At 45.9% G+C, this 12,249-nt stretch carries 10 protein-coding genes; 7 read left to right on the forward strand and 3 right to left on the reverse strand.

Going from position 1 to position 12,249, the window contains the following annotated elements; genetic code table 11:
• Both AACU59_RS17600 and AACU59_RS17605 read right to left on the reverse strand, forming a co-directional pair.
• The coding region (locus AACU59_RS17600) for a lipase family protein (protein WP_443281080.1) at positions 1 to 1,223 on the reverse strand (1,223 nt) is incomplete at its 3' end.
• 2 nt (positions 1,224 to 1,225) lie between these two features.
• Positions 1,226 to 2,086, reverse strand: a complete 861-nt coding sequence (locus AACU59_RS17605) for a DUF4123 domain-containing protein (RefSeq protein WP_094145514.1) — start codon at positions 2,084 to 2,086, stop codon at positions 1,226 to 1,228.
• Positions 2,087 to 2,594: 508 nt separating this feature from the next.
• Here AACU59_RS17605 and ylqF point away from each other — a divergent pair.
• The 6 genes from ylqF to AACU59_RS17635 all read left to right on the forward strand — a co-directional run bounded on the left by ylqF (position 2,595) and on the right by AACU59_RS17635 (position 9,396).
• Positions 2,595 to 3,539 (forward strand): ribosome biogenesis GTPase YlqF, encoded by a 945-nt coding sequence (gene ylqF / locus AACU59_RS17610; protein WP_013868498.1) that lies wholly within the window; start codon positions 2,595 to 2,597, stop codon positions 3,537 to 3,539.
• Positions 3,540 to 3,762: 223 nt separating this feature from the next.
• Positions 3,763 to 4,908: an efflux RND transporter periplasmic adaptor subunit gene (locus tag AACU59_RS17615; RefSeq protein WP_094145321.1), complete on the forward strand. Its 1,146-nt coding sequence runs from the start codon at positions 3,763 to 3,765 to the stop codon at positions 4,906 to 4,908.
• The gene (locus tag AACU59_RS17620; RefSeq protein ID WP_094145323.1) at positions 4,898 to 6,184 is read left to right on the forward strand and encodes a TolC family protein; all 1,287 of its coding nucleotides are present in this window, start codon (positions 4,898 to 4,900) and stop codon (positions 6,182 to 6,184) included. The genes AACU59_RS17615 and AACU59_RS17620 overlap by 11 nt, the downstream gene beginning before the upstream one ends.
• A complete protein-coding gene (locus AACU59_RS17625; protein WP_094145324.1) occupies positions 6,181 to 7,398 on the forward strand; it encodes an ABC transporter permease in 1,218 nt (405 codons plus the stop codon). The genes AACU59_RS17620 and AACU59_RS17625 overlap by 4 nt, the downstream gene beginning before the upstream one ends.
• 2 nt (positions 7,399 to 7,400) lie before the next feature.
• The gene (locus tag AACU59_RS17630; protein WP_094145325.1) at positions 7,401 to 8,684 is read left to right on the forward strand and encodes an ABC transporter permease; all 1,284 of its coding nucleotides are present in this window, start codon (positions 7,401 to 7,403) and stop codon (positions 8,682 to 8,684) included.
• Complete coding sequence (locus AACU59_RS17635) at positions 8,677 to 9,396, forward strand: ABC transporter ATP-binding protein (protein WP_017045357.1); 720 nt, start codon at positions 8,677 to 8,679, stop codon at positions 9,394 to 9,396. Before AACU59_RS17630 ends, AACU59_RS17635 begins: the two co-directional genes overlap by 8 nt.
• 117 nt (positions 9,397 to 9,513) lie before the next feature.
• Here the strand turns inward: AACU59_RS17635 and AACU59_RS17640 are convergent, their stop codons facing one another.
• Positions 9,514 to 10,500: a CobW family GTP-binding protein gene (locus tag AACU59_RS17640; RefSeq protein ID WP_010320211.1), complete on the reverse strand. Its 987-nt coding sequence runs from the start codon at positions 10,498 to 10,500 to the stop codon at positions 9,514 to 9,516.
• 492 nt (positions 10,501 to 10,992) lie between these two features.
• Between AACU59_RS17640 and clcA the strand changes: the two genes are divergently transcribed.
• On the forward strand, positions 10,993 to 12,249 hold a 1,257-nt coding region (gene clcA / locus AACU59_RS17645), incomplete at its 3' end, for a H(+)/Cl(-) exchange transporter ClcA (protein WP_161437672.1).

Below are 12,249 nucleotides of genomic sequence, written 5' to 3' on the forward strand. Positions count from 1 at the left end.
GTCCTTGGCATACCATATGTAAATAGTTTTAAATTATTTGATCTATAGTTTTTTTGTATTAGAGCTGAGATAATCAGAGCGCCTGCACCACCTAAACTATGACCACAAATGTAGAATTTCTTATCTGAGTGGTACTTAAGGATATCATCAGATAATGGAATCCATAGTCCTTTTGCATATTGATAAAAACCTTTATGTAGATAGGCATTATCTAGTTCGGGTATTGCTATTTGAGATGCATCTAAATCAGACATGACATCTTGATAACCTGGAGACTGTAAAAAGGCTCGGGTTCCATCAAGACCTTCAATTATTCTAAAGGCTACAGGATTTAACATTTTAACAGGTTTTGTGGTGTTTTTATCGGCTAATTTAACAATTTCTTCATTTCCGAAATATGTTTGGGTTCCACGCACTCCAATAATAGCTATATCACTATTACTTAAAATATATCCTTCACAACCAATAAGCTTATCGTTATAAAATTTATATTCCAGATGCTTAGAATAGGGTATCTCTCGTAACAGCCAAGTCTCTTTCGATGATGCACAATATTGAGGTCTATTACCTTGCTTTAGCTGCTTGATAATGAAATCAATTCCTCCATCTTCTAAGCTTGGATTTTCACCATCAGGAATACCAAATTCATCACTCGCATAAGCCAGCTGTGACAACAACGCAAAGGTATAACTATTCACCAAACTAAATTCATCGGTATCAATAATCACTGGCATATAACTGCGCAGTGCTTTGATTTCGAAAACGTAACTTTGGTTGTGGCTAAGGCTGAACCCTGCTTTTTCCGCAGAGGCATTGGTATTTATCCCTTTATGACGCTCTTGCAAAAACTCATCTTGAGGGGCTTCATCCCAAAAATCACCTATGGTAGTGCTGTGATACCGTTTCGGGTTTTTCTCAGCAGCATCACGCTCTGCCGATGCACGGATTTTCACTGGCGACTCTTGCCCTTCTTTACGGCTGGCGTACTTTTCGACTTCGCTTAACAAAGAGGCTTGGCTGACAGAAGCACGCCATTCACCTGCGGCAATATTTGCAAATAATACTTTACCAGCGCTGGTGGTTTGCGTGTGTGTGTTGGAGGTAATTTTATTCGTAATGGTGACGGCAAGGCCATCAATCGGTTCATCGTTTTCACTCATGAACTCTAATTCCAACCAGTTTTTCTCGGGGTTGCACTGCACGCAATGGTTAAATGAATCCATGATTATCCCTCATGTTGTAATTGGCGACTTAAGGCATGCAGAGCGTATTTAATCTCTTCATTTTGATTGTCTTTGATCAGTTCTATCATGCTAGGCTGAGCCAAGTATTCGTTGCCCATAATCGCCGCGATGGCCGCACTCATCACACGATACGTTAAGGTTTGCTCAGCAGCAGAGAGAAACGGTGTGAGCATGGAAGCGATATCACTCCCTTGCGTAAGATGCTGGTCCATTGCCTTGGGGAAATGCTGCCATAACCAAGATTCAAGGTTAGCTTTTAACAAAGGTAAGTTCTCTTGTTTATCAAGATGATGTGCTTTTATCACCCACCAAGAACCTTGCTGAGCATTAAATGGCGCGTGCGAGGTGTTGTCAAACGTGACTAAGTGGCCTTGATCACGATCGTGGCCTTGGTCTCCATTATCTAATGCAACCAATTGATTGATATTACCCAAAAACTGGTTCACTTCTGATTGGTCCATTCGCGCTAACATAGCAATAATGACCGACCTATCGTAAAAGCGAAACATCACTTCCTCGCCCTCTAATCCGGCAATTAATAAACTGCGAAGATGCTGCAAAACTTCATCACCCACTGCATGGCTTGACAGCCCAATACCTTGTTCAAGTAACGCTTCAGGGAGCGACAATACCGATTCAGAAACAGGGATTAACCATGGAGAGAGTGGCATCACCTCAGTAAACATTGCACCATAGAACAGAGGCACGGCCTCTTCAAATCCAAAGCCCCCATTTTGCTGTAAGGCCTGCTTGTGAAGCTTGCGATCAACTAACCAATAGCGATGATTTTGCTGCTGTTGAAACCAAGAGAGGATCATGACGGTTTCCCCTGCGTAGAGCATAATCTTACGGTTGGCATATGGGCTTGCTCTGCGTTTAATAACGCTTGGTAAGAAATGGTTCGAAGAGCGGCTGGCATGGTTTGGTCCTTTTTCGTGAATCGCATCGCATAATGTAATGCCTCACTAAGCAAAAGCAATGCCAGTGTTAAATTATTATATTTCAATAGGTTAACTTTGGTTTTTTGACTACTTGAGCAATAAATTGCTCCGCTGGGCAAAAACTTGCTTAACCAAGCACGATCTGACCGAATTTTTGCTCGGTTCAGTGCTCTCTCACCGACAAGAGATGTAACTGCACAAGCGTCGTCAATCCTAAGCCACCCCACCTTTACAGAACACGTAAAGTTCACCGCACAGCTTAGATTCCAGCCTCGCCAATTAAATGTTAACATCATCACATCTAAAACTGCGGTGGTTATCAGTAAACCTTGTTGATGATTCTCATAAACATCAATAAAAACTCTCTACCTCCACCAGCAGAATTTTTACATTAAAAGGCAGTTTTCAAATGGTTAACAACACAATTCAATGGTTTCCGGGACACATGCATAAAGCACGTAAGGAGATCGAAGAGGTCATTCCGCAAGTTGATGTGATTATCGAAGTGTTGGACGCTCGTATCCCGTTTAGCAGCGAGAATCCACTTATCTCCCATTTGCGTGGTAATAAACCGTGTGTGAAGGTACTCAATAAACGTGACCTAGCAGACCCTGAAATGACGCAATTGTGGATCGACCATTTTGAGAAAGAACAAGGGGTGAAAGCAATGGCGGTAACCACGTCTAACCCTCAAGAAGTGCATAAAATCATGGAACTTTGCCGTAAGTTGGCACCACATCGTGAAGAAGTGGGAAAAAATATTCGCACCATGATCATGGGCATCCCGAACGTAGGAAAATCAACCATCATCAATACGTTAGCCGGTCGCGCTGTGGCTCAAACAGGTAACCAACCCGCCGTTACTCGCCGCCAACAACGTATCAATTTGCAAAATGGCATTGTGCTGTCCGATACTCCGGGAATTTTATGGCCTAAAGTGGAAAACCCGCACAGTGGTTTTCGCCTAGCTGCTACTGGCGCAGTAAAAGATACTGCAATGGAATATGAGGATGTAGCCTTTTATACTGTTGAGTATTTAGCGCAAGCTTATCCTGAGCGTTTGCAAGAGCGTTATCAAATCGATGAGCTACCTCAATCTGATGTGGAATGGATGGAAGAAATTGGCCGCAAACGTGGTGCTCTGCGCCCCGGTGGCCGTATTGATCTGCATAAAGCGTCGGAGATCCTACTGCACGAGTTACGCCAAGGTATTCTCGGCCAAATTACTCTTGAACGCCCTGAAATGATCACCAAAGAGTTAGTGGAAGTGGAAGAACGAGCGGCCAGAGAAGCCGAGGAAAAAGCAGCCAAAAAAGTAGAACGCCGTAAACGTTATTTGCGTAATAAACGCTAAATTCCTCTCGGATCCTTCTACGCTACACCTCATTTCTACTATTACCATCAGGGCGGTCGATGATCGCCCTTTTCATCAGAACAGACAACTGCATGCTGTTTGCTATTTCTAGCTGACATTATCATGACAAATCAATACAGGTTTTTATGCGCTACTTCTATAGCATGAAGGAACCTTCTGATGACACTCAAGTCATACCACCATTGTTTATTTTCTCCTTGATATGGAATTGTTCATGAAAAAGCGTTGGGCCATCGCGGTAATTAGCGCCGCCTTAATCAGCGGGGGCTATTACCTAACTACCAATAGCAATGAATCTCTCTCGGCTTTCCCCACTCTGACGGTCGAACAGGGAAATATTGCCAAACAGGCAATCGCTGTTGGCCAAATCGTGCCAGCTCACTCGGTATCTATAAAATCGCAAATTGAGGGGATTGTCGGTGAAATTTATCATCGGGTCGGTGAGCAAGTTACTTTGGGCACGCCTTTGATCAAAGTGCGCCCAAATCCAACACCGCAAGCGTTAACTGACGCGACTACCGAATTAATGCAAAGTGAGGCGAGCTTAGATTCCGCCAAACAGACGCTGGCAAACTTGCAGCAGTTAGTTGAACAAAAGATTGTGCCGGAAAACTACGGTGAGCTAATCCAAGCAAAATCAGAGCTGAAATCAAAACAAGCCGAAGTGCAACAAAAAAGGCAGAACCTTGAGCTGATCCGCAGCGGTGAAGCATCGGTTGGCGATTCGAAACTTACGTCCACACTCGTCGCCCCCATTGATGGCACCATTTTAAACCTAAAAGTGGAAGTAGGAGAGCCGATCATCTCCACTGCCTCAAGCCAAGCGGCAACTGAAATGATGTCGATTGCCGATATGAATGACATGATTTTCAAAGGCAGTGTCAGTGAACATGATGCGGCACAACTCGCCGCAGGGATGGCCGTCAACTTAACGTTAGCACCGTATCCAGAAGCAGAAATCAGCGGCGTATTAAGCAAAGTTGCGGTTCAATCTGATAAGTTGAATAACCCTAGTGATACTAAAACGACTAGCTTTGATAATGGATTTGAAGTGGAGATTAACCAGATTCGCTTTCCTGACAATATGGTGATTCGCTCGGGCTTTTCTGCTACCGCACAGATTACATTAAAGAGCGTGGAAAACGTCATCACCATTCCAGAACGCGCATTACGATTTAGCGGTGAAAAACCTGAAGTCTTGATCCCAGATCAGTCAGAACAAGGTTACCAAGTGCGCGCCGTAACCTTAGGTTTGTCCGATGGCATTAATGTGGAAGTGATTGCGGGTTTATCAGCGGACGATGTGATCATCGACAACAGTTTATTCGGAGGCAAAGATGACCACTAAGCGCCCTTTTCAACGTAATGCGCTAGCAGCCGCGCTAATGACGTTCTGTGGCGCGGTGACTTTTTCAGCTCACGCCATCACTATTGAACAAGCTTGGCAAGCCGCCAAAACTTTTGACCCTACTTATTCACAAGCACAGATCCAATCTCAAATCAGTGAAACAGAGGTCCGAAGTACCAAAAGTGTACTTTTACCTTCTTTTGAAGTCAACGCTGATACTTCATGGGATGATGATGGCAACAACACTAAAGGCTATGGTGCCACATTAAGCCAAACCATTTGGGATAGCGCTAATTGGGCACAGCTCGACCAATCTCAAGCAAGTTATGTGGCATCACAATTAAAAGTGAAGACTGCACATAATGAGCTGGCTGCAACATTACTGTATGCCTATCTCGATCTCGCCAGCGCACAAGGCGATCTACAACTTGCTGAGCAAAAGTTCGTAGAAGGTGCAAAACTGCTGAAGATTACCGAGCAGCGCTACAAAGCAGGAAAAATTCGATCAACGGCATTGGAAGACATGCGTGCTAACCACGTCGATGAGCAAGCCGATATACTCAGTGCGCAAGCTGCTCTAGAAGAGAAAAAGTCAGCCCTTATCGCGCTCATCAATCAAGACCCACAGCACATTGACCAAATTAAAACGACCGACCTCATTGAACCGCCAATGCAGGTCAGTAGCGAAACTGAATGGTTAAAGCTTGCGCAGAATAACAGCCCTGAGTTATTGGCTGCCCAGCAGGAAGTCGCCGCTTCTGAATTTGGCCGAGATGCAGCCAAAGCCAAATATTATCCCACCTTATCTGGCAGTGTTTCTTACCAAGACAATGATCAGGGTCGAGATGGGGATCTCAGTGCAGGTTTAAGCTTAAAAATTCCGTTGGATTTGAATGGTTCCACGCGCGCCACGGTCGATCAGGCTGCGCTGCAAGTCTTAAGCGCCAAGCAAGTACTGCGCAAGGCAGATATCGAGATTAAACGCAAAATTCAAAGTGGCTTTAGCCAAATCCATCTGGATTGGCGACAAGTGGAGATGGCTCAGTTACAAGTCCGCTCACGAGAGCAAGCTTTAAAAAGTAAACAAACCGTTTATGAGTCAGGAATGACTGAAGCTTCTGATTTGATTGACGCCCATAACGCTCTGTTTAACAGTAAAAACAGTCTACAACGGCGATTGTACCAATATTGGAAGCAGCGGATTGGCCTGCTGCAAGCTGCTGGGCAGTTAGATGATGACGTGATCGCTTCGCTCTCTCAGGCTCTGCACTCATGATCTCAAGCCTACAGCAAGTCGTGCAAACGCTGCTTGCCCATCGGCTACGCAGCGCCCTCGCGGTCATTGCTATCGTTTGGGGTATTGTTTCTGTTTTAGTGCTCGTTGCCTTAGGTGAAGGATTTTATCGCGTCAATACACAATCTTTCGCGCTGTTAATGAGCGATACACAAATGGCTTTCCCCAGTCAAACCACCAAACCTTGGCAAGGCCTTGCGGCAAGACGAGCGATTACCCTTTCAGAGCCGGAAATGCGCGCTTTGGCACAGCACCCAAACATCAGCGCATTATCAGTTATCTACGGAAAATGGGATGCTAAAGTGACGAATGTAAAAGGCCGAATGCTTCCCGGTTACGTCAGCGGGATCGACTCTCAATTTTTAGCATTGCGCAACTTGCAACTGACCGCGGGGTCACGCGGCATTCACGCCAGCGATCAGCAAAACCATTCCCGAATTGCGGTGATTGGTTGGCAGTTGGCACAAGTTGGTCAGCTATCTATTGGTGATACGATCAAAGTCAATACCATTCCTTTCTCGGTTGTCGGTATTACTCAGCAGCAAGAAGGGGGCATTTCTATAAACAATGAAAACAGCCAAGTGATGATCCCAAGCAGCGCTTTTACTGATCTTTGGCAAAGTGAGCCTGAATTTTTCCTTGTGCAGCCCGCCGTAGGGATACCCGCAGCGGTATTGCGCATGAACATCCTCTCTTTCTTCGCCAAACAGAAACATTTTGATCCGAGCGATACTGAGGCCATAAACCTACCTGACTTCAGCAGCGGCGCTCAGTTTTTCAATGCCTTGTTTCGAGGTATACAGCTGTTCTTAGGGGCAAGTGGAGCGATGACGCTTGCGGTCGGCGCTTTGGGCGTCGCCAATATCATGTTCCTTTCTGTCACGGAAAGAACGCGGGAAATTGGTGTGCGCTTAGCCATTGGCGCAACACCGAAGATCATTTTGCGCCAGTTTATTTTAGAAGGTGGGTTGCTAGTGGCATTAGGTGCAGTGTTCGGAATGCTCCTCTCCTATCTGGTGGTGCTATTACTGAATTACATCGGCTTACCTGATTGGCTCGGCGAACCAGTCATCACTGTGCCAGCTCTAGGCTGGTCACTGCTCGTCACCACGTTGTTTGCACTGCTGGCTGCTTATTTCCCAGCAAAGCGTGCCGCCAATCTCACCCCCGTCATCGCCTTAAGTGCGAGGGCTTAATAATGATGTTACCTATCAGGCAAATTTATCAAGAGATGGCGGCCGAAAAACTGCGCTTGCTACTCACTATTTTAGCGGTGGCTTGGGGCACACTTTGCATCGCCACCATGCTCGCAACAGGCGAAGGATTACGCCAAGGGCTGACACGCTCATCACAAAGTGGCAATGGCAATTTACTCTATGTGACCGGGGGTTATGCCAGCCAGACCGCCGGACGCTTTTTTGAAGGGAAAGCCCTCTCTTTGCAAGCGGATGATGTTGAGCTTGTTCGCGCACTGCCCTTTATCCAACGCGCTGAAGTCAGCGCACAATGGGATAAACGCGTCAGCAATCAAGACAATGGCACCTGGCAGCGCCCACTAGCGGTTAACCCAGAATATCAGTCCTTAACTGGTATTGAGATAGCCAAAGGAGGGCGATGGATCAATCCGCTCGATAATCAACAGCAGCGTAAAGTGGTTGTACTCGGTTATAACGCCGCAGTGCAATTGTTCAATTCTGAGGATGGTTGGAGTTGGCTGGAACCCCAGACGCTGAGCATAAACCCTGTAGGTCAATTGATAAAAATAGGTGATGAAAACTTTACCGTTATCGGCGTGATAGCGCAGACAAGTGCAGAGGTAGAACAAGGAACCCCTATTGACTACGCGGTATTTGTGCCTTTTCGCACTTGGCAACGTTTTAGCCCCAATGCAGCGATTGCAGCGATCAATGTGCAGCTCAATGCCACGGTCGATCGCGAAAAAGCCGCGCAAGTGATTAAGCAAGTGATCGCCAGAAAGTACGGTGCCAGTGCTTCAGACACGCAGCTCTTGCAAGTCGAAGACATGCTATTGAGGCAAAAAAGCATGCGCCGTTTCTTATTCGGTCTACAAGGCTTTTTGGGCATTATTGGGCTTATTACCCTCGGCGTAGCAGGCATTGGTATTGCCAATGTCATGTACGCCACGGTAAAACGATCCACGCGAGACATCGGTGTACGAATGGCCGTCGGAGCTACGCCAACCACCATCAAACTCCATTATTTAGTGCAAGCCTTGCTCACGATGTCGCTTGGCGGTTTAGCTGGCTTAGGATCCACTTACGGGCTGATCACCTTATTAAGATACGCTCCCTTAGAAGGCAATATGCTGTTTGAGCAATTAGGGAAACCCTTACCCGAACTGTCGTTTTCGATTGTCTTTCTTGTGATCGCGGCGCTGGCGATTGTCGGTGTGATTGCCGCGTGGTTTCCCGCCAATCGCGCGGCTAGCATTACGCCATTAGAGGCATTACAAAGTGAATAAACAAAACTTACCAAACCTTGTTCAATTGACCAATATCAGCAAGCACTATCGCAGTGGTGAAGAGTTGGTCAAAGCATTAGACGGCGTTTCGCTATCGATTCAAAAAGGCGAATTTCTCTCTATTCTAGGGCCATCAGGCTCGGGTAAATCAACCTTAATGAATATCCTCGGTTGCCTAGATGTTCCTACATCGGGTGAATATCAGTTGGACGACAAGGCGGTCGCCTCGCTCAGCAGCCATCAATTGGCTCATATTCGTAATCAAAAAATTGGCTTTGTTTTTCAAAGTTTCAACCTGCTCGAATACGCTAATGCTCTCGATAACGTCGCCCTACCCTTGGTCTATCGCGGAGTAAAATTAAAAGAGCGCCGAGCACGTGCAGCAACACTATTAGAAAAAGTGGGGCTTGGCGATCGCATGCAGCATAAACCCAACCAGCTCTCGGGGGGGCAAAAACAGCGGGTGGCGATTGCACGCGCGTTGGTCAATGATCCGCAAATTATCTTAGCCGACGAACCGACAGGTGCGTTAGATTCAAAATCAGGCGCTGAAATTGAAGCCCTGTTCAATGAGCTTCATCAAGAAGGACGAACGCTTATTGTCGTCACTCACGATCTCGCATTAGCGAAGCGAACTCACAGAATAGTGAATATCAAAGATGGGCAGATTTTATCTGATGAACGCGTTGATCACGCAACAAGACAGCCATAAATAGCTCAACGCATTATAAGAAGTTATAAAGTGAACGAGAAAGACGAAGCCGTTCCAGTTCGCCTTTCTTAGTTCATTTTTTCTTTGTTCTTTCTTTGTTGGTTTTTTCTTTGGATCCTATTGAGAGATACCCGCCAATTTCAGCAATACCGCTTCGAGTTGATCCCATGGCATGAGCTGTGAGTCAATCACTTCTAAGCGTGATTCAAACCCTTCTAAGCTCATCTCATTCACTGAAACGACTCCTTGGTTGATGTTGAAGGCGTAGCATCCTTTATCGGTATTGACGACCGCCTTAACACGCTCAGCGGTCAGGGCACTCAGCATAGAAAAAAGCTCATCAAAATCAAAATGGTATTCAGCGCCGATTAACCAACCACAACTGAAATAACCTTGGCCCCGATTTTCTTTGCGCACAAACGCTTTACCCGGCTGTAACGCAAACTGTGGTTCTAACGAAGCATGATGATGGTGATGCGCTTCAATATGAGTAGAAGCTGCGCCGTGAAGACGTTCAATATCTAATAATTCTAAAGGCAACTCACCTTGCTTGACTAACTTGCTAAAAATCTTCGCGGGTGATTGATCAGTCACCCAGTCATTAAACGCATCCACATCAGCACTAGTGCATTGATCCACTTTATTGCCAATCACCACATCACCACTGGCCAATTGGTCATTAAAATTTTGGTTGGATGTGTATTTTTCATTACGCAAGTTGCGCGGATCCACTAAAGTGATCGTGGCTTTTAAATCGACATACGGTGCATATTGATCAGAAGTTAAAGTTGCCACCACTTGCTTAGGGTGCCCAAGCCCTGTTGGCTCAATTAATAGACGATCGGGCTTTTGCCTAAGTAAGGCGTTAATTCCAACAGACATAGGAACACCCGCGGTACAGCACATACAGCCGCCCGGTACTTCTTTGATCAGCGCGCCTTGGTCAGACATCATCGCCCCATCAATACCAATTTCTCCAAACTCATTGACCAAAACCGCCCACTTTTCATCAGCAGGTTTATTCTTCAATAAATTCAAAATGGCCGTCGTTTTTCCTACACCAAGAAAACCGGTAATAATGTTAGTTGGTACTTTTTTTGTCATGTCAGCACTCCTTTTGCGGCAGTATATACCGAAATAAGAAGCCAGTGCATGGTTTGCCAGTTAGACAGGAACAATGAGCCGAGGTACATAAACGACAAAAGGCGCACTACGGTGAGCGCGCCTTTCCCCTCGTAACTCAATCGTGAGTTCGCGAATCGGGAGGACTATAGATGCAACCCGATCATAAACGAGGACATAGAATTGAAATATTGCTGATTCCATCCAAATTGTAGGTAAGGCTTGAATTCCTCCCTGTACGATATCTGAATCTGCCTTACGTTTTAACTATGGTTCATTTGGCTGGCTTAGCAAGGTTCAATCTCTGTTTTTTTAACTCATTTTAAACTCAGATCTCGTTTTTAGTAGAGAATCTCTCCATCTTCCAGATATGAAAATCAACATTGCAGCTTTGACGCTATAGTTAATCACTTTGGCGCGTATAATTCTGTAACAAAATATGTTCACATTTTACCAATCGAGGCCCTTTTTTACATGACCAAAAGAGAGAGATTGAAACAGTCACTGCTTGCAAAAGTTCCAAAAGATACGATTAACCAATTTCTCTCTAAGGACAAAACACCACTCTCAATCCTTTTTCTTTCGCTCATTGTCGGTATTCTTGCTGGGATTGTTGGTACTTACTTTGAAGCCGCTGTGCACCTGGTTTCAGAAACACGCACCGAGTGGTTAAAAAGTGAGATTGGTAATATCTTACCCTTGTGGTTGGCCGCTTTTCTTATCAGTGCAGCGTTGGCGTTTATCGGTTATTTCCTTGTGCACCGGTTTGCGCCCGAAGCCGCCGGTTCTGGCATTCCTGAAATTGAAGGCGCGATGGATGGTATGCGCCCCGTTCGTTGGTGGCGAGTACTGCCAGTGAAGTTTTTTGGCGGTATGGGCGCCTTAGGTTCTGGTATGGTTTTGGGACGTGAAGGGCCCACGGTTCAAATGGGGGGAGCCATTGGCCGAATGGTGTCGGATATTTTCCGCATCAAAAATGACGATACCCGCCACTCACTCTTAGCCTCTGGCGCAGCTGGAGGCCTAGCTGCCGCATTTAATGCGCCGCTGGCAGGCATCATGTTTGTGATAGAGGAGATGCGCCCGCAGTTTCGCTATACCCTCATTTCAGTACGTGCCGTCATTGTCTCTGCGGTGGCGGCAAATATCGTCTTTCGTGTGATTAATGGCCAACATGCTGTGATCCAAATGCCGCAATATCAAGCACCAGAGCTGGCTTCACTGTGGCTGTTTCTGCTGCTTGGGGGACTGTTTGGTATTTTCGGTGTGCTATTCAACCGTTTAATCACACTATCACAAGATATTTTTGCCAGAATTCATCGCAATGATCGTAAGCGATATTTACTCACGGGTTCACTATTGGGAGGCTGTTTTGGCTTAACTTTATTGTATATTCCAGAATTGACTGGAGGTGGCATCTCACTGATCCCTAATATCACCAATGGTGACTATGGTGCCGCTATCTTGCTGCTTTTGTTCATTGGCCGTATTTTTACCACCTTGATCTGCTTTGGTTCTGGTGCTCCGGGCGGGATTTTTGCGCCAATGCTGGCATTAGGCACGCTGTTTGGCTACGCCTTTGGCCTGATTGCGCAAGAACTGTTACCACAATTAGCGATTGACCCAGGAATGTTCGCCATTGCAGGCATGGGTGCACTGTTTGCCGCAACGGTTCGCGCACCCATTACAGGTATTTTATTAGTTATTGAAATGACCAATAATTATTATTTA

This window comes from Vibrio sp. V23_P3S9T160 (assembly GCF_963886625.1).
In the GTDB taxonomy this organism is placed as follows: domain Bacteria; phylum Pseudomonadota; class Gammaproteobacteria; order Enterobacterales; family Vibrionaceae; genus Vibrio; species Vibrio anguillarum.

Coding starts and splice junctions, on each gene's coding strand:
- ylqF (WP_013868498.1), top strand. CDS start 2,595: ATGGTTAACAACACAATTCAATGGTTTCCGGGACACATGCATAAAGCA.
- AACU59_RS17605 (WP_094145514.1), bottom strand. CDS start 2,086: ATGCTCTACGCAGGGGAAACCGTCATGATCCTCTCTTGGTTTCAACAG.
- AACU59_RS17620 (WP_094145323.1), top strand. CDS start 4,898: ATGACCACTAAGCGCCCTTTTCAACGTAATGCGCTAGCAGCCGCGCTA.
- AACU59_RS17630 (WP_094145325.1), top strand. CDS start 7,401: ATGATGTTACCTATCAGGCAAATTTATCAAGAGATGGCGGCCGAAAAA.
- AACU59_RS17640 (WP_010320211.1), bottom strand. CDS start 10,500: ATGACAAAAAAAGTACCAACTAACATTATTACCGGTTTTCTTGGTGTA.
- AACU59_RS17615 (WP_094145321.1), top strand. CDS start 3,763: ATGGAATTGTTCATGAAAAAGCGTTGGGCCATCGCGGTAATTAGCGCC.
- AACU59_RS17625 (WP_094145324.1), top strand. CDS start 6,181: ATGATCTCAAGCCTACAGCAAGTCGTGCAAACGCTGCTTGCCCATCGG.